Raw genomic sequence first — 23,302 nt, 5'->3', positions numbered from 1 at the left:
TTTATGGCATACAAAGCCTAGGCGCCGTGATCCGCGCCTAGGCTCACACTATCTAATTGGTATGTACAAATGGATAGCGGCTAGCAGTTAACCTTTAGGGCTAGAGGCTGCATTAGAGACTGCACTAAGGCTGCAACTGCACTAAAGGCTGCACAGGGCTAGAGGCCAAATAAAGCTAGAGGCCAAAGCCAACTCGCCGCGATTCGGCGGCATGTACTTCCACGAAAGCGATCGCATCTGCGGATACGAAAACATTCCCGCCCTTGCGGTCGGTCAAGGTGAGCTTGCCGCCGTTTTCTAGGGCCTGGGAAACGGCTTCCTGGATTTCTGCGGCCGGAGCATCTGTTTCTACCGTCAAATCACGCGTGGACTGCTTGAACCCAATAACTACTTCCATCTCTTCTCTTCCCTTCGCTTCCATTTTCGTTGCGTTACCAGCTTGAACAGCTTGATCAGCTTGAACAGCCTGCCGGGCCCGTTTCGTTCCGTTTTCCGTTATCAATCTGTCGGACCCACCGGTTACAGTTTCCGGTAGGCAAGCTGCTACTTTCTGGTAGGCGCCGCGACCAAGAAAACTCGGGGCTAGCCGGCTAGTGGAAACCGGCCAGCGGGCAGGCATTTTTCTGGCGTCTATAGTAGCCGTTTACGATGTACGCAAGAGCTTGACGGGCAGGTAGTTTCATCACCGGCGAATGTGGAAGCCCAGAAGAAGTGCTTCTTCTGGTACCTCCCGCAAAGCCCGGTAAAGAGGCAAGTGCAGAGAAACCGGTAGAAAAGAAAGTGCAGGAGAGCGCAGAAAGGTACAGGATGGCACATATGGCACATGTGGCACAGACCGCATTTGAGCTTGATCCGGCACAGCTGGCGGTGCTGGATGCCGTAGCGGAGAACTCGGCCGGGGTGTCCCTTATTGGTGCGCCGGGAACCGGGAAAACCACGGTATTGGTTGCTTTGGCGGCCCGTGCGGAAGCCAGTGGGAAACACGTAGCCGTAATCACACAAGACCGCACTGCCGCTACCTCTTTGCGTACGGCCATCACTCAGGCGCGCGGTTCGCGCAGCGAGCGGCTTACCGTGCAAAGCTTGACGGCTTTCGCGTATGCCATTGTGCAGCGGTATGCGCAGGCGGTGGGCCGGCGCGATCCGGAACTGATTTCCGGGCCCGATGAGGATACGCGGTTGCGGGAGATACTGAACCTGGCCGGTGCCAATATTACTTTTCCGAGCTTTGTGACCTCGCAGATTTTGGAGCTTCCCGGCTTTCGGGAACAAATCCGTAATTTGATGACGCGTGCGCGCGAACTGGGCCTTACCTCCGCCCAGTTGCGCGAACTGGCAGAAACGGGAATTGCCGGGCCGATTCAAGGTGGCATGTGGCGCGCGGTTTCCGAAGTAATGGACCAGTATGCGGCGATTTCTGAATACGCGGATGCCGGTGAGTTTTCTGATGCACCAGACCGTTTAGACCATTCCCAGCTGGTGGCTACCGCCACCGCAAATATTGCTAACTGGGAAGAAAACGTGCGCCATTCGGCCCGCTATGCGGGGGCCCAGCCGGCTCGCCCGCGCTGGGATCTGATCTTGGTAGACGATGTGCAAAACGCCCCGCGTTCCCTGCTGTTTTTATTGCGCGAATTAGCACGCGATGGGGCGCGTATCGTCACTGCTGGTAGTCCCGACGCCGCCGTACAAGGTTTCCGGGGTGGGGTAGCGGGCCTTCCTGGAATTTTGAGCCGCACGCCAGAATATGGCGGCCTGGGTTTGCGGGCAATGTATTTGGACGTGCGTCATCGGGGCGGGCCGCGCCTGGCCGGGGTGGCACAAAGAATCGAAAGTGCCACGCATATTGCCGGTACTACCGTGCAACACCGGAAAGCGCGCGCCCCGGAAGCTGCAGCGCCGGAGGCGCTGGCCGGGCGGCGTCGTTCGGAAATTCGGGGTGCTACTTTCCGGCACGCGGAAGAAGAAGCGGCCTACATTGCCGGCTATGTGGCAGAACTGCAAGATAGGCGGGAAGGTACCCAGTTTTCCGATATTGCGATTATGACCCGTTCGCGCAATACCCATCGGGCTTTGCGAGATTCTTTGGTGCGGCGCGACGTACCGGTAGAACCGATTCAGTCGGCTTTGCCGTTGCGGGAAAACCCGGCGGTAGCTTCCCTGCTCGAGGTGATTCGGGCGGCTTTCACCCAAGGTCCGCAGGCTTTTGTGGACCCGGAAACTATTGATATTGATGCGCTACTTACTTCTCCGACGCTCGGTTTGGATCCGGTGCAAGTGAAACGGGAAAGCCGGCGGCTGCGCGGGGCGGCTTTGGCACGCGGGCAGCGGCTTAGTAACCGGGAGGTGCGGCGGCTGGTACTTGCGGGGGCGCAGGCGGTGCGTGAGACCGGGGCACACGCTCGAGCTTTGGAATGGGTGGGCGGCGTTTTTGATCAGATTCGCACCGCCGGCGAAGCCCACGCGATGCGGGCAGAAAGCGTGTTGTGGGCGGCGTGGTGCGCGGTCGAAAAGGCCGAAAAGTGGCGGGAGACCGCTTTACGCCAGGTGCCGGAAGCAGAAGCGGCGGGCGATAATCTGGACGCGGTTATCCAGCTTTTCCGGGTGGCACAGCGCCTTGCTGATCGCGCCCCGGAAGCGCGGGTGGAACAGTTAGTGGAGGAAGTACTTTCCCAAGATCTTCCGGAAGATTCCATTGCGCGTACGGGCACTTCTCCAAACGCCGTGCATATAACGACGCCGTCCGCCTCCCAGGGCCGCGAATGGAAACACGTGATTATTGCCCAGCTGGGGGATGGGATTTGGCCGAATCTGCGCATTCGCGATGCTTATACCGGCACGGGTTTGCTCACCCGGGTGGTGACCGACGAAATCGGGATTGCAGAATTGCGGGCCGGATTGCGGGCCGGGCAAGAAGAAAACGCGCCGGTTGGGCCAGAGGCGGCTGGAACGGCACCGGCCGGAGCATCAGGTGAAACAGCACCGGCCGGGGCAGCGCTTAGCGGAGTGGTGCCTGCTGGAGCGACTTCCGCCGGAGAGGCTCTTATCGGAGAGGGTCCTATCGGAGCCGCGCGGGCTGTTACCGATGCTGCAGTGGGCATGGAGGAAGTACTGGATGATGAATTGCGGCAGCTCTTGCACGCGGTAACGCGCGCTCAAGAATCCGTGCTGATAACCGCCGTCGAAAATGAATCCGATAAGCCCTCCCGGTTCTTCTCGTTACTCGGTTTCGATCTAGAAGCTGCACCGAGCACGGATCTTGCCAGCGCGGCGGCAAGCGCAAATGCAGACGTAGCTCAAGCGGCATCCGCTGTGCCAGCTGGTTCTGCGCGGACCGGTGTGGACGCACCCGCTTGGGGTTTGCATGCACCGCTCGGGCAAATCCCGGTGTTACGCTCACCGCAACCTCGGCGCGGCCGGGGAATTATCGAAACGGTGGGAGTGCTGCGGCGGCTCCAAAAAAGCGAGGACGAAACTACCGCGCACACCGCCACTCAGTTATTGGAAGAATTGGCGGCAGTCGGTTACCGGATGGCAGGTAAGAAGGCCTGGTTCGATACTTTCCCGGTAAGTACCGAAGCCGGCCCGGAAGCGCGCGCGGAAACAGATCCGGTAGCAGGTTCGCTAACCGGCCCGCGTGCTTTGGAACCGGGGCACGATGATGCTTTTTCGCAGGTGCGCGTGAGTCCTTCGCAGGTGGAATCCTTACTCGAATCGCCACTACAGGCTTTCCTGAACACGGTAGGTGCCAGGGTAGAAGAAGAAGCGGATGCGGCGTCGCTAGGAACTTTGATTCACGCGATTGCGGAGAAGGCTTCCGATAATCCCGATGTGGAGGAAATGCTGGCGGAGCTGGAGCGTACCTGGCCGGAGGAAATCGAAAACTATTTCCAGCGCTGCAACTATACGGAAGCGCAAGCCATGGTGGAAGTTTTGGCCGGCATGTTGGCTTACCAAAAGGAACTCTATCCGCATATCGAGGTCGAAAAACAGTTAAGTGCCCAGATGCCGGGCGGCCCGCAAGTTTCCGGAAAAATTGATCGGCTCTTGTATATTCCAGATACACCGGAGCAAACAGAGACGCCGGAGCAAACAGGTACGCTCGGGCAAACAGAGACGCTTGCGCCCACAGACGCAGACGCGCAAGCAGGGACGTGCTCGCAAACTGATGCCGGCGCGCAACAAACTAAGCTCTCGCCCGCGCGAGCAGAAACGCCTGCGCAACAAGCTGAGCTCCCGCGCGCGGAGATTGTGGATATTAAGACCGGGAAGCGGGCAGAGACGGTGAAGGGCGCGGCAGATAATGCGCAGATGCAGGTCTACCAGTGGCTCCTCGAACAAAATGGTATTAAAGCGGTGGGGGCACGGTTGGTTTATCCGCGCTATTCGGCGCCGCGTAGCCCCGAAGGGATTCGTAGTGTCAAGCAGGAAGAGCTCGGTAAATCCGGCACCGAGCGCACGGAAGAAAAGATTGTTTTAGCTGGCAAATTGTTGGCGGCTCCGGCGGTACCCGTCCGGGAAGAAGAAGAGCATGGACGCGGCTCGATACGAATCGTCAGTCCGCTAACGGATGAAGGAAGGTTGTTCTCATGAGGGCGCAGGATGCGGAAGAACTGCTGTGGAAAATCATCGCGCGGGGCCGCCCGGTGCCCGAAGTACGCGATGCAGAAACCCGCGCCGCCTACCAGTTCCCGACCGCGGAACAGCAACGGGTAATCTATTCGGAAGCTCCAGCCGTGCTGGTGATTGCGGGTGCCGGTTCGGGCAAGACGACGACGATGACCCAACGCATCGCCTACCATGTGGCCGCGGGGAACGTACGGCCCCGGGAAGTTCTAGGTTTGACCTTCACCCGGAAGGCCGCGGCAAACCTCTCCGAAAAAGTTGCCCAAACGCTCGGCGCGCTAGGAAATATTGGCAGCCCGCACGGAAACGAAAACAGGCTGGAAAGCGGTGCTGAGGCGGCCGAGCAAGAGGATACGCGGGCCGGTTTTGCCCAAGAGTTGGAGCGGCCCACGATTTCCACCTATAACTCTTTTGCGCAGGAAATCGCCAGTTCCTATGGGATGTTGGTGGGGGTGGACCCCACGGCGCGGCTGATTACCGATGCGGAACGTTTCCAAATCATGGAAGAAGTGGTAGCCGAAACTCCGGATACGGAATTAGCGCAACTCTTGGATGGGATGAGCGCGCGGGCAGCCACGGAAAACGCTTTGCAACTAGCCGCAGCCGTGATCGATAACTCGGTGGCCTACCAGGATGAATACGAGGCTTTGGAAGCCGCCCGCAAATTTTTGACCGCAGAAGGCCAAGCAGTGGATTTGGCGGTACAAGAAGAACTAACCTTCAAAGCTGCGCTTTTACAACATCCCAAAGCAAAAGCTTCTTGGGATAAACTGCGGGGCGATAAAAAACCGGGCTCGCTACCAGAAACATTACTGAGCACAAACGATCCTGCTACAAACGGTACTACCGCTATGGCAGATACGGGAGCACAGGTAACTGGCGGGGATAGTGCTACCGGCCAAGCTCTTGGAAACAGCGCAACCTGGCCGGTAATTGGGCATAACGTGCTCGATAAAAAGCTAGCGCTCCTACAAATTGTGGAAAGGTATTTTGACCGGAAACGCGAACTGGGAGTGAGTGAATTTGCGGACCAGGTAACCACGGCTTCCCGCATTGTTACCACCTATCCGGAAATTGCGCGCGAGCTTTCTTCGCAATACCGGTTGATTCTGCTTGACGAATACCAAGACACCTCGGTCAGCCAAGCCACCTTCTTGTTGAATGCTTTGGCCGCACATTTTGAAGGTTTTCGTTCGATTACCGCGGTTGGGGATCCCAACCAAGCGATTTACGGATGGCGGGGTGCAAGCTCGGCCGCGCTCACCCAATTCGCAGATCTAGCCCAAAAAGCTTTAGATCGGGATGCTTCTAGGCGCAATATCGCCCCGCGCAGTGTGGAAACCATGCACCTGATGACGGCCTTCCGGAACGATCAAGCTGTTTTGGCGGCCGGCAATAGCGTCGTCGAACCTTTAGCGGAAGCCGAGTTCCACACCGCACCTGGGGAACGCTACCAACCGGAAGAATACCGAGCGCAAGTAACCGCGGAGCGGGAAGAATGCGCCCGCAATGGCTTACTAAGCCCAGAAGAAGCACGCGACCCAAGCTATTGGCCCGCCAATATTCGCCCGCACGCTAATGCGGAAACAGATTTGGACCTAGCGGCGGATTCAAACCTTGCAGCGGGGGCGGATCTGAGTTCTGGTGATGCTAGCGTTGGCGGTGCCAGCGCTGGAGGAGCCAGCCAGCCGGCACACACGGGTTTGAGTTTTGGGACGCCCGCGGTGGAAGTAAACCGCTTGCAGGGCCGGCCGGGAATTGGTGCGGGGAAAGTCTCCGAGATTCGCACTTTGCTGCGCGCCGATTCGTATCGGGCAATCGCCCGCAAAATTATGAATACCTACGCGCGGGTAGAAGAAGAAAATGAGCGGCGCCAAGCCCGCGGGGAAGAACCCCGGCAAGCCGAAATTGCGGTGCTTTGCCGCAAACGTTCCTACCAAGATTTGGTGGTGCGGGCCTTGCGAGAAATCGACCCGGAAGGCAAAGTAATTCGCTTCGAGAAGGTCGGGGGCGATTCTCTAATTTCGCGCCCCGAAATTGTTACCGTACGGGCCGCGCTCGGCGTGGTGGCCGATCCACGGCGCGGTGACCTTTTCGCCCGTTTGCTCGCCCACTGGAATATCGGGGCTCCCGATATTCGCGGCCTAGCCAAATGGGCACGCACCTATGCCCGCCTAGAAATCGACAGCCTAGAAAATGGCAGCTTAGAAAATAGCAGTAATGGCACGGCTGTGGCCGGCACCGAAAAAGCCGGCAGCGCGGCCACGCCCACGGTTGCCACCAGTGCCGAAGCTACAGCCAGCGCCGGCGCTAAAACCAGCGCCGAAGCTACAGCCAACGCCAGCGCTAAAACCCGCCCCGAAGCTGCAACAACCGCCGGCACCTCCCCGGAGCCGGCCGAAGCTTTGGATGCACGCGGGGAAGCGAATCTGGTTGAAGCCCTCGCAGCCCTATTTGAGCCCGATGGCGAAGCTGCGCCTTCACCAACAGCAGCTTCCCGAACATCAGCTTCACAACCTGCAGCTTCGCAACCAGTACCTTCACAACCAGTACCTTCACAAGAAACACCTTCACAAGTAACACCGAGTGGCCAAAACCGGGTTGCGCGAAGCGGGCCAAGATCCCTTTCCGCGTTAGCCGCGGCCGCTCGGCAAAGTTTTTCACCCACCGGCCGGGCCCGGTTGGAAAATATGCAGCGCGTACTGTCTCGTTTACGGGCGGCGGCACATATGCCCCTGGGCGATATGGGGGCGCTCGCGAGCCACGAACTGGGGATAGACGTGGCAATCGCGAGCCGTACGCGCGGCGCCCAACGCGTACGTACCTCCATGGACCAGTTCATTTCGCTGGCCCGCCAATACCAAGAAGAGCACGAGGGTGCCGATCTGGCGAGTTTCGTGGCCTGGCTTGATGCCGTTGACGAACACGAATATGGCGGGGAAGAAGAAGCTGGTGAAGATGCCCCGCTGGCTGGGGCAGGAGATAGTGAAGAAATAGAAGTGGTCCCCGGCGTCGTGCAGATTATGACGATCCATACCGCTAAAGGTTTGGAATGGCGTGACCTCGTCGTCGTTCCCGAAATGGTGGAAGGACAATTTTCGGTCAAGAAAACTGGTCTGCAAGGGTGGGCGAGTAGTGCTGGCGAGTTCCCGTACCCCCTGCGTGCCGACTACGAATATTTACCGAAGTTTGAGATTGCGCAGACCGGGGGCAAATTAGCGCTCGGCACCGCTTACGCACACTTTTTGGACGCCGTGGCCTACCGGGAAAGTGAAGAAGAGAGGCGTTTAGCATACGTGGCTTTCACGCGCGCCACTCGGGAACTGTGCGTGGCCGGTTACGCGTTCCGGGATGAAGAAGACGTGGCTAATACGGCTGCCGAATACGAAAAACTCGAAATCAAACGCGATAAAGCGATGGATGCGGTTTCGAAACAAGAAGAACAAGTGGCGAAGCGTGCCACAAAACCATCGCAAAATAAGTTGGCGCGGCTGAAGGCCGAATTAGCGGAAACCGAAACCCAACTTTTGGTGGGAGTGCCGGCCCGCGAACCTTCCCGGTTCGTGGAGCTCTTGCACACGGCGGAAAAACACGGCGAGCTACAGATAGACACCGGGGAACATGAACCTGATTATCCCGAGGCGTGGAAGAAACTGGCTCCGGCCACCTACACCCTGGAAGATTTGCGGGCCCTGTTCCCCAAAGAGACGCTGTTCCCACCCGATCCGGCCCCGCTGCCGGACTATTTCGCGCCCACGGGAGTTTTGCACTGGCCCCAAGATTTGCAAAGAACCTTGCCGATCGACCCGGCAGAAGCAGCGCCCGGTGAACTTGCCGAACTAACCGAAGCGGTGGAATACCTGTGCCGGGCACGACGCCGCAGCGCGAGCGCGAGCGCGGGCGGGGCGGATACGTATGCGCCTACCGCGGCAGGTGAGACAGCCATGGCCGGGCAGGAAGCAGAAGTGCTGGTGCAGCCGTATTTCACTGCCACTGATGTGGTGAACCTGGCGGCCGCGCCGGGCGAATATGCGAGCCAGCGGGCCCGGCCGATCCCGCGCGAACCGAGCCGGGCGGCGCGTTTGGGAACCCAGTTGCACGCGCGGATTGCCGGATCGTATGCGGCCGCAGCGACTTTGGACATAGATGCGGTAACTGGTTTCGAAAGCCCGCTGGTGGACGAAGATCTTCACACCGAGGAAGAAGAAGCCGCACTTTTCGCTGCTTTTGAACGCACCCGGTGGGCAAAATGCCGGCCGCTTGCGATCGAGCAGAGCCTGGAGGTGGTGATCGCCGGCCAGGTAGTGCGGTGTACGATCGACGCCGTTTTGGATTCTTCCGGCATAGCAGGCGAACCACCCGTCATGATCGTGGACTGGAAAACGGGCCGGCGGGTGCGCGGGCGCTCCCTGGCCAGCCGCGAATTACAGTTAGCGATTTACCGTTTAGCCTGGGCGAAAACCCGCGGAGAAGCCCTGGAAAACGTGGGGGCCCGCTTCGTCTACCTGCGCGAAGATGAATCCCGGCAAGATTTGCCGGCCGGAATGCTCAGCGAAGCAGAAATCACCGCCCGTTTCGAAGCAGCAATCGAAACAATGAACACCGAATACCGGGCATTCATACGCGCACATAGCGGGCAGCTTTAAGCGGACGGATTCTTTGCCGACTTTTCCGGTTCCACACCGGTTTCCGGGCTGGTTTCCGCATCGGTTTCCGCACCGGTTTCCGCGCTGGTTTCCGCAGCTGCGTTTGCTGGTGAACCATTCGCTGGCGAAGCATTTTTGAGTGAAACGGGCGCCGGAGCGGGGATAGTCTGGACCATGGCCGCCGGCTCGATAACAGTTACGGGCCCTTGCACTTCGGTTCGCGGGGCCGGAGCAGTGTCCTGGCTGGCCGGTTCGGACAGGGGCGGCTCCCACCGCACCTGGTCGGCTAAATCGCCGAGCATTTGGACGGCGTCGTTCCTAATCTCTTCGGAATGCGTACGCACCCCGTACAACAACCACCGCACAATCGCCATTTCTGAGGTGAGTACGATGCGGTTGAAATCGGCGTCGCTGAGCTGGAAACCGCGCGTGTTTTCATACGATTCGATAAAAGCGGTCCATTCGGCGTCGTCTAATTCGAGCAGTTGGGCCAGGTCGCGCGCCGGATCACCCACGGCGGCCTCCCCAAAACCGAGCACCGTAGAAAGCTGGCCGTTGGACCACAGGAAATTCTCGGAAGCCACATCCCCGTGGATCACGGTGGGCGTGAAATTCCAAAGATCATTATCGGCGAACGCCGCTTCCCACCGGCGCCGCAAAATCGGCGGAATCTCCACTTCGAGAACGGCTTGGGAAAGCTCAGCAGCCATGCGGTCAGCCCATTGCCGGCCAGTGTAAACCGGCAGGCCGGAACGTGCCACTACCTCCGGATCGAGGTTATGGATAGAAGCGATACCTCGCCCCAGAGAACGAATTTGTTCCAGCGGGAGCGCGGTGAATGCGCGCGGGCGGCCCAAAGGTTCGGGGAACGCAACGGCGCGGCCCCCTTCTTCCAAATCCACAAAACCGGCCGGGCGCATAATGTCAAAAGGTAGGGCACCGGCGCGTAAAGCGTCCAGCAACTGCGGGGCAAGGGCCGCTTCCGCTTCCAAAATGGTTGCGGCAGTCGGATTTTTGGGTGCCTTGATAATCCAATGCCGGCCGCGCGAATCGAGCACGGCACCTTGCACAAAATCGTCCGTTTCTGTGTATGGCTGGCGGGTCGATACGACGTCGATCCCGAGGGCGCCCACAGCGAGCGCCGCAATACGCAAGGGAGAACTGCTCACAATCCCAACTTATCGAAAATACCTCTACCTAGTGGGCCCGCGCGTGGCGTGACACATCACTTTATCCACACCCTGTGGATAACGGATTGTCACTTCGCGCGGGCCTTCCTAGTCTAAAGCCGCTGTACCGGGCTGGGGCAACCGGTTCGCACAAGTTCACGTAGGTGGGAGGGAGCGCCGTGCAAAAAGCACAGGCACCAGGTTTGAAAGGCACGCCGCCGCCGGCACGCGAGAAGGTAGCACGCTACGCGGGGCCGGGCGGAAGGGGCGACGCCGCACCAGCGGCACCGCACCGTACCGGACCAGCAGGGCAAATGTCAGACAGCACGCGGGAAAAACGAAGCCGCACTTGGCAAACAGAAAGCCGCGCGCAGAAAACAGAAAGCCGCGCGCAGAAAACATCTGGCACTGCGGATGCACAAGTACAAATCGAGGCGAAGGTACGCGGATATGTACGCGAACGCGGGCTGGACCCAAACCGCCAACCGGCCCTTTTTGACCGGTTGATTGGGGAGGCAATTAGTGCCTACGAGGAAGAAACCACGCGAAGTGGGGGCGCGCGCCTTGCCGAGCCCGCTCAGGTACATGCCCAAGTGCGGGCTGCGATTGGCGGCTACGGCCCTTTGCAACCTTTGTTTGACGATCCGGAAGTGGAAGAAATCTGGATTGATACGCCGTCTACGGTTTTTGTTTCGCGAGGTGGGCGGGCCGAACTAACCAATATTGTGTTGACGGATTCGCAGGTGACCGACCTGGTGGAACGCATGTTGCGGGCTTCGGGGCGCCGGGTGGATTATTCTTCGCCTTTTGTGGACGCCCAGCTGGCAGGTGGGGAACGATTGCACGTGGTGATCCCGGATATTACACGGGAACATTGGGCCGTCAATATTCGTAAATATGTGGTGCGGGCCCGCCACTTGCGGGATCTGGTGGCTAAAAAATCGCTTACCGGGCAGGCCGCGAACTTTTTAGAAGCGGCAATTAAATCCGGTTTGAACGTGATCGTTTCCGGTACTACCGGGGCGGGCAAAACCACGTTTTTGCGGGCTTTGCTAGGGGCTGCGGACGCGGGGGAGCGGATTATTTCCGCGGAAGAAGTTTTCGAACTTGGCTTGGAACATCGCGACACAGTGGCTATGCAAACCCGCCCGCCGTCTTTGGAAGGGCGCGGGGAAGTAACTTTGCGGCGTTTGGTGCGCGAGGCGTTGCGGATGCGGCCCGGGCGGCTCGTAATTGGGGAGGTGCGCGGGGCGGAAGCTTTCGACCTGCTCATTGCTCTGAACTCGGGGATCCCCGGGGCGTGCACGATCCACGCCAACTCGGCGCGGGAAGCATTGCTCAAGCTCTGCACCTTGCCTTTGTTGACCGGCGAGAACGTGACTTCGGAGTTCGTGGTTCCCACGGTGGCAGCCACGATCGACGTCGTTGTGCATCTCAGTATCGACCGGGCCGGGAAGCGCGAAGTTGCGGAAATCTTGGGAGTGCCGGGCCGGGTGGAAAGTGGCGTGATCCAAGCCGTTTCGTTATTTGGACGCAACCGGGGTGGGGCTTTGCGGTTGCGGACGAGCGAAGTGCCACGCCCGGAACTATTCCAACGTGCCGGTTACGACCTGCACCAACTCTTGCACCAGGAGGCGCCCCATCTTTCCCACCAGGACGCACCCAGCTCGCGCCAGTGGAAACAAACCGGAAGGCCAAGGCGAAACAGCGAAAGCGTACCGCAAAGCGGTAAGAGCGTAGTGCCCGGTGCGGCGCGTAATTGGGAGAGCCCGAGCTCGGCGCGAAACCCGGAAAAGCAGGGGAAGGAGTAGCCGGTGGGTATTGCGATTGGGGCGGCGGCCGGGCTTGGTATTTTTCTGGTTTTATGGGCGTCAGCGGCGCCAGTTATAGAACCGAAAACAATCTCGCCCGAAAAGATTCAGCACCGCCGGGCGCGCTGCAAAGCTTTTGCACAAGGATTGGGAGCCGGGATAGCTAGCGGCCTGCTAGCAATTATGGTTATTGGCAATTTGCCGGTAGCGGGCGCGATTGCGGTTTTGGGTGCATTTTTGCCGCGCGCTTTCCGGAACTCGCGGCAGCGCAAAGCCCGGGCTGAGGGTCGAGAAATATGGCCAGAAGTGTTGGATTCGATTGTTTCGCGGCTGCGGGCCGGGTTGAGCGTGGGGCAAGCTTTGGCCGGTTTGAGCACTTCGGGTGGGGGCGCGCTGACCAGGCATTTTGAAGTGTTTGCGGAAGAATTGCAGGCAACCGGTAGGCTCGGCCCTTCCCTTGACCGGCTCAAAAACTCCTTGGGTGATCCGGTAGCGGACCGGATTATCGAATCGATACGTATTTCCGCGCGCCTGGGCGGGCACGATTTGGCAAAAACATTGGAGTCTTTAGCCGTTTCAATGCGGGCAGAAAATCGTGCGCGCGGCGAACTGCTTGCCCGCCAATCTTGGACGGTAAACGGGGCCCGTATCGCCGCGGTTTCCCCGTGGATAGTGCTAGCTTTGCTCGCCACCCGGCCCGGCACGGTAGAAGCTTTCCGAAGCAGCACCGGAACTCTAATTCTTTTGGGCGGGTTAGTGGCCAGCTTGGTTGCTTACGGATTGATGCTTAGGTTGGGCCGCCTGCCGGAAGAAAAACGCGTCTTTGCCGGCCCCGAAGCTGGGGTTGAGTCCGCGCCCAAGCATATCCCCGGAAAGGAACGGACACCATGATTGCTTATCTTGCGGGAGGTGTGGGTGGAGCCGGCTTGTGTTTCCTGGCCTGGTGGCTGTTTTATCCCGGGCCGAGCCTTTCCGCCCGCGTCTTGCCCTACACCGAAGATGGGTGGGCGCCGCGGCACCGCGCTTTACCGCTAACCCGCGCGCTTCTACGCGTTTTCGACCAGATCGGTTCCACGGCCGCTTCCGTACACCGCCGCACTTATTGTTTGGGTACTTTGAGCTACCGCGATTTCCGGGTCCGGCAGATCGAAGCGAGCAGCGCCGGGTTCGTAGCCGGTTGCCTTTTGGGAGCAAGCGCCCTGCGCCGCGGCGTACCACCGCTCATCGCGCTCATTTTTCCCGTATTTGCGGCCCTCGCGGGAGCCGCGCTCACCGACTATTGGTTGAGCCGCACCCTTTCCCGGCGCGACGCCGCCATTACCGGCGAGCTGCCCGATGTGGCCCAAATTCTTTCCCTCGCCGTCGGCGCTGGAGAATCGGCACTGAGCGCCTTCGAATACGTATGCCGGCTGGGAAACGGGCCACTTGCCGCCGAACTGCGCCGCACCGTGGCAGCCGTGCACGCCGGGGATTCTTTCGAACAGGCCTTGGCCGGCCTGCAAGAACGAGTGCACAACCCCGCAATCGAAAGATTTTGCGATGCCCTGCGCATCAGCTTGGAACAAGGTAGCCCGCTCGCTAACACTTTGCGGGTCCAAGCCGAAGACGCCCGCGAATACCAACGCCGGGAACTGCTCGAAAAAGGCGGCAAACAAGAAATCGCCATGATGGCACCCGTAGTTTTCCTCATTTTGCCAATAACCATTATCTTCGCCCTCTACCCGGGCATCTCCTCGCTCAACATGTGGTAGCGGGGAAGTGGTAGACCGCAAGCCTTGTGCTCAGGCTCGCCACAACCAAACGCAAACCGAAAAACAAAAACGCAGAAAGGCAAACCATGAAAAACACCGCGAACACCCCAACCTTGCACACCGGATTCCTTACCGGCCCCGGGGCTGCACCCGGTAACCGCCACGAGACGGAAGCCGGAGACGTGCCCGGCTGGGTGATGGTCACCCTTATGACGGTTGCCCTAGTTATCGCAATCTGGGCGGTTGCCGGGCCCGCTCTGGTTGACATCGTCAAAAGCGCCCTTTCCCGCCTAACTAACACCATCAACTAAACCCCGTCGCGGGCACCGACTAAGCCCCGGCGCAGGCATCAACTAGCCTCGCCGCGGGCACTAGCTAAGTACCAGGGCGCGCATCAAATAAGTCCCAGCGCTAGCAAGGGAGAAATAGAAGCAAAGAAAAACCCAGAAACCATTTGAATCACAACCAGAACAGGAGGAAACATGCGTGCAAAACCGCGACCCCAAGCCCGCATCAACAACCTTGCAAAACCCTTCCGGGAACGTAACGGAAAGGGCTCCTTGGGCAAGGGGCTTTCCGATAAGGGCCCCTTAGATACGGGGCATTCCGGTGAGGTCCCCTGCGCCAAGAGGCCCTTCGATAAGGAGTTCTTTGCCAAGGGCTCCTTTGGGCCGGCAGCTTCGGGCGGAGAACAGGGTTCGGCGGTCGTAGGTTTTGCCATGCTTGCCGGCGCTATTATTTTCCTCTTCTTGGCACTTGCTTATATCGGTGCGCACGTGTGGATACAACGTCAAGCTAATGACGCCGCCCTGCGAGCCGCCCGCACCATAGCTGTGGATAACTCTCCACACTCCATAGAGCTCGCTCGCCAGCAGCTTGCCCGCGATTTGCCGCAGTGTGCCTGCGAGCTGGAAGCAAAACTGCAACAACAAGGCGGGCTGGCACAGGTAGAAGCGCAAATTAGCGGCGAAATATACATGTTCGGGCCCGCCGGCCAGCCACTGCGAGCAACTGCCCACGCCCTCGTCGAATGGCAATAACAGGAAAGGAAAACCCATGCACAACAAGGAAGGAGGGCACATATGAACCAAAACGGAAATACTGCCGAGCGCGGAAACGTGATTGTAGAAGCCGTAGGTGCCATGACGATTTTTGGGGTCTCACTTATCGTATTGGCGCTCGCGGCGGCGTCGATTTTTAGTGCGAGTAGTGCGGCCACGACGGCGGCGCGGGAAGCTGCGCGAGCATTCGTGCAAGCGCGAGATACAGCCTCGGCGGAGCGGCGGGCGGCGAGTGTGGCCGCGCAGGCTTTGGCAGATCAAGGCGTGGAAAGTAACGGCGGCATATCGGTGCAATGCTCAGATAATCCATGTTTGACGCCTGGAGCTACCGTCACGATTTCTGTTCACGCCCGCGCTCCCATCCCGTATTTCGGTACCGCGGTGCAGATCACTCGGAGCAATTCCATGTTGGTGGACCGCTATCGGCAAATGCCCGCGAGCTAAAGCTGGTACCGGTTTTAGCGGTAACCGAGAGGGAACAGGGGAATAAGGAAATAGTGAGTAAAGAGTGTTGACCAAAGAGCAGCTAGTAATGAGTAGGAGGGGAGGAACCAGAGGTGAAAAATATACGCAAGAAAAGACGCCGATTGGCGCAACCGGTGTGGCTGATGTTCTTGCGCCGGCGGCGGCCGCGGGTGCAATTGCGGCAGCTGCGGCAGCGCGGGCGGCATCTGCGGCTGCAACGGCCGCGGCGGCAGTCGCAGCTACGGCATCGGCCGCCTTCGCGAACTTGGTTGCTACCGTTTGCCGAAGGCCCCAACCGGAATGATGCGGGAGCAGGTGCGGGAGCAAGCGAGCGCGGGAATCTTTTGGTGTTGGGCCTGGGAATGTGGCTCGTGGCTTTCGCGGTAATTATTGGCCTGGCCGGAGTGGGTGGGCTATATGTGGCCCGCCAGGATTTGCTGGCCCGGGCTGATTCTTTGGCGCTCAGCGCGGCTAATTCAATCAACGATGCGGCCTATTATTTGCCGCACGGCACTATCGGTCCGGAACCGAGTGGCGGCCGGGTAGTTACATCTGGCAGGTTACGGCCCGCGGAAACGGAGGTGTGGAAAATTGCGCGCGCCGGGGCAGGAGAAGCACAAGTAGTTGCTCCCACCGGGGTGGAGGGCAACGGCGTCGTCGTAACATTGGAGAAACCCACAACCGTACCCCTTTTCGAATTCACCGTGACGCTGCAAGCCACCGCCCGCGCCGAACTTCACCTTGGATAGCAGCACCGAGCGCGGGCTTGACCAGCAGCACCAAACCACGTGACTTTAAGCCGCGTAGCAGCGCTGCTTCGTACCGAGCCGTTTCGGGCTAGTACTTTTCTGGCGGGGTACGCGCAACTCCCGGCATCCACACTCCCGGCATCCACCTGCTCGCGTATCTGCTCAGGCGCATGCCTGCTCGCCTGTCTGCTCGCGCATCTGCTCGCGCGCCTACCTGCTCGCCTGTCTGCTCGCGTATCTGCTCACGCGCCTACCTGCTCGTCAACCTGCGCGCCTACCTGCTCGCCTACATACGCACCTACCCGCCTACCCCTATTAGCCGCATTACTTGCCACAAAATCAGGCGCGGCGGTGGGGTAGCCTGGAACGCGTGGCAAGCGAGTATGCAGAAAGTATTGAAAAACTCCGCGCGGTTCTCACGCAGGTGGAGGCAGTTACTGACCCCGCGAAACTGCGGGAACAAATAGCGCAACTTACCCGCGAATCGAGCGCTCCGGATCTGTGGGATGATCCGGAACACGCGCAAGCGGTGACCTCGCGGCTCAGCCACGTGCAAGGCGAACTAGCGAAACTAACCGCGATGGAGAATCGCATTGACGATATCGAAGCGCTCCTCGAAATCGCGGAAGAAGAAGCGGAAACCGACGCCGCATCCGCGAAAGCTATTTACGCAGATTTGCGCACGGAAATTAATGACGTCGAAAAAGAGCTCGATGACCTGCATATTCGTACCCTGCTTTCCGGAAAATACGATGAGCGAGAAGCGGTGGTTACGATCCGTGCGGGTGCGGGCGGGGTAGACGCCGCCGACTTTACGCAAATGCTACAAAGAATGTATTTACGTTGGGCGGCGCATCACGGATATGCCACGAAAGTGCTCGATACGTCTTATGCGGAAGAAGCGGGCATAAAATCCACGACCTTCGAGGTAAAAGCACCCTACGCGTACGGCACGCTTTCCGTGGAAGCAGGAACGCATCGTTTGGTTCGCATCTCGCCCTTCGATAATCAAAGCCGGCGGCAAACTTCTTTTGCCGCGGTGGAAGTAATCCCCGTTATTGAACAAACCGACCATATTGAGGTTCCCGATTCGGAAATCCGGGTAGATGTTTTCCGTTCCTCCGGCCCGGGCGGGCAGTCCGTGAATACTACCGATTCGGCCGTGCGAATCACGCATATTCCTACCGGAATCGTGGTTTCTATGCAGGATGAAAAATCGCAGATCCAAAACCGGGCGGCGGCAATGCGGGTGTTGCAGTCGCGGTTGCTGCTCCTGAAACAGCAAGAAGAAGAAGCGGAAAAGAAGGAACTGCGCGGCGATATTAAAGCCTCCTGGGGAAACCAGATGCGTTCCTATGTGCTCCAGCCCTTCCAAATGGTAAAAGACCTGCGCACCGGGTATGAGACGGGGAACACGGATGCGGTGTTCGACGGCGAAATTGATGGCTTCATTGAGGCCGGAATCCGGTGGCGGGCCACTGGCGAAACACACGAAGGAGAACAATAACGGGAAATGCGGCGCGCCGCCGCGCGAATTCCAGTTGAGTTTCGTAGGGTAAGCGCGAAACGTCTCGAGCTAGGCAACTTATATGATCAGATTCAGTAACGTAACGAAGTTGTACCAGAAGGGTGCGAAACCCGCACTCGACGGGGTCAACTTGAATATCAACCGAGGGGAATTCGTATTCCTGGTAGGCCCTTCGGGCTCCGGAAAATCCACGATGCTTTCGCTCATTATTGTGCAGGAGCGGCCTACCGCCGGGCACGTGGAAGTCTTGGGGAAAGATCTTTCGCAGGTCTCCCAGCGGCGCGTACCTTTCTTGCGCCGCCAGATTGGCACCGTGTTCCAAGATTTCCGTTTGCTCATGGATAAGAACGTGTATGACAATGTGGCGCTCGCCCTGCAAGTAATTGGGGCGCCGCGGCACCGGATCAAAACCGAAGTGCCGGAAGTGCTTTCTATGGTTGGCCTAGACGGGAAAGAAAAACGGCGCATCCACGAGCTGTCTGGTGGGGAACAGCAGCGTGTAGCCATCGCCCGCGCGATGGTAAACCATCCGGAAATCCTCCTCGCAGACGAACCAACCGGAAACTTGGATAACAACACCGGGCTTTCGATTATGCGGCTCCTGGATCGCATTAATCGGCAGGGAACCACGGTTATTATGGCTACCCACGATTCGGCGATTGTGAATCAGATGCGCAAGCGCGTGATCGAACTTTCGAACGGGGTAGTGGTCCGCGATCAAGACCGTGGCGTGTACGGAGGGGTCCAAAACTAATGCGTTTCCGCTTTATTATTTCGCAGACCTTTAAGGGACTGGTTGGCAATAAAGCCATGACGGCTTCCGTTATGCTCGTGACTTTCGTTTCCCTGCTGTTCGTGGGAGCGGGGGCGCTTTTGCAAACCCAGATTTCCAATCTGAAAGACGAATGGTATGACAAAGTAGAAGTCTCCGTTTTCATGTGCCCGCGCAATGGCGTGACCGAAGCTTGCGCGGCCGGAGAAGCCACCCAGGAACAAATTGACGATATTGATGCTTATCTGAAAACTCCCGAAATGCAGGCCTACGTAGAAAACGTTATGTTTGAAACGAAAGAACAGGCGCTGCAAAACTATCGGGAACAGATGCGAGATACCGCCTGGACGGAAGATATTACCGCTGATCAAATGCAGGTTTCCTTCCGCATTAAGCTCAAGGATCCGCAGCAGTACCAGGTGGTGGCCGATCAGCTTTCCGGCCGGCCCGGGGTAGAAGTGGTGCGTGACCAACGCGAACAGTTAGAACCGATTTTCGCGGTGATGAATAGGTTTACCGTGGTGGCTGGTTTGTTGGCTGGGGTCATGATCCTCACGGCTCTGCTACTAATCCCGACGACGATTCGCCTTTCCGCGATGTCACGCGCCACGGAAACGGGGATTATGCGCCTGGTGGGAGCTTCAAACTTCTTCATTGAATTACCCTTTGTGCTGGAAGGAGCTATCGCAGCCCTAATGGGATCACTGCTCTCCGTGGGCGGTTTATTTTTGGTAGCAAAATTCTTCCTCGAAGACTGGATCGGCGCCGCTTTGCCGTGGATGAAAATCGTGGGCACCGCCGATGTGTGGATACTCGCCCCCTGGCTAATAATCGGCGCGGTGCTGGTGGCAGGCTTTGCCTCCTGGCTCTCTTTGCGCCGGTATGTGCGGGTATAAGTTTGCGGTAGATAACAGTGTGGATAGCAGTAGATAAATAAGGGGCTCGGGGCCCGGCAGTTCATATAATCCGGAGAAGGAGGATTGAATAAAGGGTGACACGGCGAAAGCTCATGCCGCTAGCTGCGGGTTTGGTGTTGGCTTTGACCTTGGTGCAAACAACTGCCCAAGGCTCAGATCGCGACGATTTGGTACGCCAAAAAGAGCAACAAACCCAGCAAATGGAATCCATTCAATCCGAACTGGAAGGTGTGGACGTTAACCTGCAAAAGGTGTACATGGATTTGCAGGAAACTCGGGGAAAGCTTCCGGGCGCCCAAGCTGAACTGGCAAATGCGCAAGCAGAAGTAGCCACAGCCCAGCGTGAACAGGAAGCGGTAGGGGCCCGCTTGGACGCTGCCCAAGGGGAACTGGAAACGATTGGCACGGAGATAAAAGCGGGGGAGGAGAAGCTCGCCCAAACCCGCGATCAGATTGGGGAAATCGCCCGCGCCCAATACCGGGGTGAAACCACGCCTTCTACGGTAGAGCTCCTGGTGGGCTCCCAATCTTCCGAAGATTTTTTGACTGCCTTTGCTGCGAACGAGACCGCGCAACGCGTCCAGTCGGTAACTTTGACCGAGGTTTCGCAAACGACGGCGAGTAACCGTATGCGCCAGCAACGCCAGACTGCCGTGGAATCGGAAATCGGGGAATTGAAAGCCCAGGCCGATCAAGCTTTGGCCGATAAAAAACAGAAAGAACAGGCGGCTACCGAAAAGAAACAGGCTCTAGATGAACTGGAAGCTTCGATTTCTGATCAGCAAAAAGCCTTGGAAGGGCAAAAGGACGCTTTCCAAGCTTCTCTAAACCAGATGGCTGCCGACCGTGATTCCACGGCCGCGCAAATCGCGGCTATCGACGCCGAAAATGCGCGCAAGGCAGCCGAAGAAGCACGCCAGCGGCAAGCTGCTGCGGCAGCCCCGCGGAGCGGCGGAGGTGGCGGTGGCGGTGGCCGCGGAGGTAGCGCGCCGAATACCGGCCAGCAGATTATCCCGCCAATTTCCGGCCCGCTCTACGTGACCTCGCCCTTCGGGTGGCGGATCTATCCCTTCGATGGGCAGCGTTGGTTCCACAACGGTGTTGATTTGCGTTCCGCGTGCGGAAATCCGCAATTTGCGGCCAGTGATGGTACGGTTTCGGCGGTGCGCCCGGCCGCGGGCAATGGCACCCACGGAAACCAGGTGATCCTCAATTTGGGCAATATCAACGGTTCGAGTTACGTGGCCGTGTACAACCATCTTTCCGGTTTCAATGTAAGCGTTGGCCAGCGGGTTTCGCGCGGCGATATTATCGGCTGGACGGGCCAAACCGGCATGGTGACCGGCTGCCACGTACATTTCGAAATTTGGAAAGACGGCCAGGTTATCGACCCCATGACGCTCCCCGGGTTCTAGAATTGAAAGGTCCGGGTAAGCAAGGTTCGCTTCGGGAATGAGGGCTCACATTATGGCAACTGAGGAAAAAGGCCAATTCGCTACGGCTCCACAGGGCCCGGCGTCCGAATCTGGCAGAACTGAAAAAGGGGCGGAAGATCCGGCGTCGTACGCGGCCACCAACGCTAACCCTAACGCGGCGGCGTTCCCGACCAAAACGGCAGCTACCGGGCAGGAAAGTAGCGGCGGGCGGCAAGTTTTGCAGCCGACGTCGATAATCTCGGCAGGTGCGCGCGGGAAAGAAAACGAAACCGCGGCAAATACTGGGGAACCGAGCAAGACGCCCGGCGGAAAAACTGCGAATAAACTTGGCAAGACTGCGCGCAAGTCAATTTTCGGGCGCCCGGGGAAAGCTGCCGGGAAGCAGTCTGCAGGTAAGCAAGCCACCAGTAAACCGGCTTCTGGGGGAGCTTCTGGGGGAGCGGCTTCTGGGGGAGCTACGAAAGCAGCGTGGGATAAGGCTGCCGGTACGAAAACTGGGAGCACAGCAGCTGCGGTGCGTGAGTCGAATGGCTGGTGGGAGATTCTTACCGGCGCCTTGGCGATTGTGCTTGCCTGGTTCGTGTGGGATCGGGCGAAGCTAGTGGACTCGCCATATTCTACCGGGACGCTGTTCTTCTCTTTGGGGTTGGCGGTTTCCGTGGTTTTGCTGCTAATCCGGCGCATGTTGGGTTCGCGGCAGGTGCGGCGAACTCTAGCGCTAATCGGCCTGGCGGTATCGATTGCGGCTTTTGTGCTCGGGCTGGTTTTCGCTTTTACGGCTTCCACTGATCAAGCAGCCACGCAGTATTTCTTTAGCATGCACCTGCTGGATGTTACCGCACCGGCAATCGTGGACCTAATATTTGTGTTCGTATTTCTTTGGTTCTCCTTCCGGGACAACCGGGCCACTCGCGATTAACACCGCTGGGCAAACGCGCAACTAGTGGAACGCGCAACCTGGGGAATTCGCAACCAGGGAAACGCACAACCCGCAAATATACAGGCGAGGGAGCGCGTAACCAGGGAATGCACAAACGGCAAACGCGCAACCAGGGGAATGCGCAACTTGGAAGCGGCGCAACCTGGGGAACTCGCAACCAGGGAAACGCGCCCGGGGGATCGTGCACGCTAACGGGTACGATAGGCGCTCAGTACGGTAGCGAAGAGAGAAGGGGGATGAGATGGCTAAAAAGCGAGGGAAGCTTTCGGCAGGGGAGAAAGCGAAGGCAGCGGCAGATGCGAAGCAGGTGATTGCCCGCAACCGCAAGGCTCGGCACGATTATTTTATTGAGGACACTTACGAGGCCGGGCTTTCCCTGGCAGGCACGGAAGTCAAGGCACTTCGCATGGGCCGCGCCTCGATTACAGAAGCGTGGGTGGAAATCGACGAAGACTTACAAGCTTGGGCGCATGGCATCAATATTCCGGTGTATGCGATGGCCTCGTGGACGAATCACGCGCCAACCCGGAAACGGCGGCTGTTGTTGCACAAGCGCGAGATTGCCAAGCTTGCGCAGGCGGCAGACCGGAAGGGCTACACCATTGTGCCCTTGGAACTGTATTTCATTCGCGGGATCGCCAAGCTGGAAATCGCCGTGGCTCGCGGTAAACAAGAATGGGATAAGCGCGAAACCATTAAGCGGCGAGAAGCTGATCGGGAAGCAGAACGCGCAATGAGTGCGGCCCGACGCCGTGAAGGGCTCGTCAGGTAGCGTGGCTGTTAGTGCCGCGGGAACCTAGGGGAGCATTAGAAACGATCAGTTTGCGCAAGCACCGGTGTTGCGAAGAAGCCTAGTGGCGCGAAAACACCGGTGTAAGTAGGGGCCTGACCTGGTAGGGCTGGCATAAGTAGAACAGATCAGCTATACTGTTATACCCGAGAAGTTCTGGGTTAGTGATTTCTCGGGTTGGTTCATAACCGCATAGGGGATGATCGGTTTCGACGGTGGTAGTTAGTTGGAGGGAAGCGGGTCGAGGAGGCAGGGTCCACTCGATAACGATCTCTGCAAACCAATAGGTGCCAACAAGAACAAGAGCACCGATTTCGCCCTCGCTGCCTAAGATAGCGAGCTTCGAAATCTGTCGGCCTTAGCGTAGCTTTCCGCTAGGGGTCCGGCATCGTTTAGAAAGCCACTGGGTGGCGGGCCTGCTACGGGTTCGTCTCCGACATTTAGTAGATAGGTTCGTCAGGGCCTGGTTCGCGTGGAACCCTGGAGCCGAAAATAACTAGCAAGCGAACTGCACCCGGAGAAGTCTTCAGTAGGTACCATCGGACCGGGGTTCGATTCCCCGCATCTCCACAACAAGAAGCCTGAACGGCGATTGAAGTCGTTCAGGCTTCTAGTCATTAAGGGGAGGTGACCATTAAGGG

At 58.4% G+C, this 23,302-nt stretch carries 17 protein-coding genes and 1 other RNA gene; 16 read left to right on the top strand and 2 right to left on the bottom strand.

Annotated elements, in window-relative coordinates; genetic code table 11:
• Positions 1-175 precede the first annotated feature (175 nt).
• The gene (locus tag BLT47_RS08980; RefSeq protein ID WP_176764495.1) at positions 176-502 is read right to left on the bottom strand and encodes a DUF3107 domain-containing protein; all 327 of its coding nucleotides are present in this window, start codon (positions 500-502) and stop codon (positions 176-178) included.
• 305 nt (positions 503-807) lie between these two features.
• Between BLT47_RS08980 and BLT47_RS06505 the strand changes: the two genes are divergently transcribed.
• Together BLT47_RS06505 and BLT47_RS06500 are read left to right on the top strand one after the other, a co-directional pair.
• Positions 808-4,593, top strand: a complete 3,786-nt coding sequence (locus tag BLT47_RS06505; protein ID WP_074662983.1) for a PD-(D/E)XK nuclease family protein — start codon at positions 808-810, stop codon at positions 4,591-4,593.
• Complete coding sequence (locus BLT47_RS06500) at positions 4,590-9,272, top strand: UvrD-helicase domain-containing protein (RefSeq protein WP_074662979.1); 4,683 nt, start codon at positions 4,590-4,592, stop codon at positions 9,270-9,272. The genes BLT47_RS06505 and BLT47_RS06500 overlap by 4 nt, the downstream gene beginning before the upstream one ends.
• On the opposite strand, the gene BLT47_RS06495 is transcribed toward BLT47_RS06500, so the two are convergent.
• Positions 9,269-10,441 (bottom strand): phosphotransferase, encoded by a 1,173-nt coding sequence (locus BLT47_RS06495; protein ID WP_074662975.1) that lies wholly within the window; start codon positions 10,439-10,441, stop codon positions 9,269-9,271. The genes BLT47_RS06500 and BLT47_RS06495 overlap by 4 nt on opposite strands.
• A gap of 179 nt (positions 10,442-10,620) precedes the next feature.
• Here BLT47_RS06495 and BLT47_RS06490 point away from each other — a divergent pair, with 179 nt between their 5' ends.
• From BLT47_RS06490 to ssrA, 14 genes are all read left to right on the top strand, one after another.
• Positions 10,621-12,252 (top strand): TadA family conjugal transfer-associated ATPase, encoded by a 1,632-nt coding sequence (locus tag BLT47_RS06490; RefSeq protein ID WP_256332565.1) that lies wholly within the window; start codon positions 10,621-10,623, stop codon positions 12,250-12,252.
• Between the two features lie 3 nt (positions 12,253-12,255).
• Positions 12,256-13,143, top strand: coding sequence for a type II secretion system F family protein (locus BLT47_RS06485; protein ID WP_074662971.1), 888 nt, complete (start codon positions 12,256-12,258; stop codon positions 13,141-13,143).
• A complete protein-coding gene (locus tag BLT47_RS06480) occupies positions 13,140-14,003 on the top strand; it encodes a type II secretion system F family protein (protein ID WP_074662967.1) in 864 nt (287 codons plus the stop codon). Before BLT47_RS06485 ends, BLT47_RS06480 begins: the two co-directional genes overlap by 4 nt.
• An 86-nt stretch (positions 14,004-14,089) precedes the next feature.
• Complete coding sequence (locus tag BLT47_RS06475; protein WP_049619407.1) at positions 14,090-14,314, top strand: hypothetical protein; 225 nt, start codon at positions 14,090-14,092, stop codon at positions 14,312-14,314.
• Between the two features lie 171 nt (positions 14,315-14,485).
• Entirely contained in the window at positions 14,486-15,043 is a 558-nt protein-coding gene (locus BLT47_RS06470; RefSeq protein ID WP_074662962.1) for a TadE family protein, read from the top strand.
• 42 nt (positions 15,044-15,085) lie between these two features.
• Complete coding sequence (locus tag BLT47_RS06465) at positions 15,086-15,508, top strand: hypothetical protein (protein WP_074662958.1); 423 nt, start codon at positions 15,086-15,088, stop codon at positions 15,506-15,508.
• Between the two features lie 113 nt (positions 15,509-15,621).
• Positions 15,622-16,278 carry a hypothetical protein gene (locus tag BLT47_RS09330; RefSeq protein WP_176764494.1) on the top strand — a complete coding sequence of 219 codons (657 nt, stop codon included), beginning with the start codon at positions 15,622-15,624 and terminating at the stop codon, positions 16,276-16,278.
• A gap of 370 nt (positions 16,279-16,648) precedes the next feature.
• Positions 16,649-17,785, top strand: a complete 1,137-nt coding sequence (gene prfB, locus BLT47_RS06455) for a peptide chain release factor 2 (RefSeq protein ID WP_074662954.1) — start codon at positions 16,649-16,651, stop codon at positions 17,783-17,785.
• A gap of 82 nt (positions 17,786-17,867) precedes the next feature.
• Complete coding sequence (gene ftsE / locus BLT47_RS06450; protein WP_049619302.1) at positions 17,868-18,560, top strand: cell division ATP-binding protein FtsE; 693 nt, start codon at positions 17,868-17,870, stop codon at positions 18,558-18,560.
• A complete protein-coding gene (gene ftsX / locus BLT47_RS06445) occupies positions 18,560-19,474 on the top strand; it encodes a permease-like cell division protein FtsX (protein ID WP_049619303.1) in 915 nt (304 codons plus the stop codon). The genes ftsE and ftsX overlap by 1 nt, the downstream gene beginning before the upstream one ends.
• A gap of 95 nt (positions 19,475-19,569) precedes the next feature.
• A complete protein-coding gene (locus BLT47_RS09650) occupies positions 19,570-20,910 on the top strand; it encodes a M23 family metallopeptidase (protein ID WP_276330073.1) in 1,341 nt (446 codons plus the stop codon).
• 52 nt (positions 20,911-20,962) lie between these two features.
• Positions 20,963-21,850 carry an ABC transporter permease gene (locus BLT47_RS06435; RefSeq protein WP_074662947.1) on the top strand — a complete coding sequence of 296 codons (888 nt, stop codon included), beginning with the start codon at positions 20,963-20,965 and terminating at the stop codon, positions 21,848-21,850.
• A 262-nt stretch (positions 21,851-22,112) separates the two neighbouring features.
• Positions 22,113-22,643 (top strand): SsrA-binding protein SmpB, encoded by a 531-nt coding sequence (gene smpB / locus BLT47_RS06430; RefSeq protein WP_049619306.1) that lies wholly within the window; start codon positions 22,113-22,115, stop codon positions 22,641-22,643.
• A 213-nt stretch (positions 22,644-22,856) separates the two neighbouring features.
• Positions 22,857-23,234: a transfer-messenger RNA gene (ssrA, locus tag BLT47_RS06425) on the top strand.
• Positions 23,235-23,302 lie beyond the last annotated feature (68 nt).

Origin of the sequence: Actinobaculum suis (assembly GCF_900102025.1) — a bacterium.
Taxonomy (GTDB): Bacteria; Actinomycetota; Actinomycetes; order Actinomycetales; family Actinomycetaceae; genus Actinobaculum; species Actinobaculum suis.
Note: the sequence above shows the minus strand (reverse complement) of the source record. Positions and strands in the feature narration are given on the sequence as shown.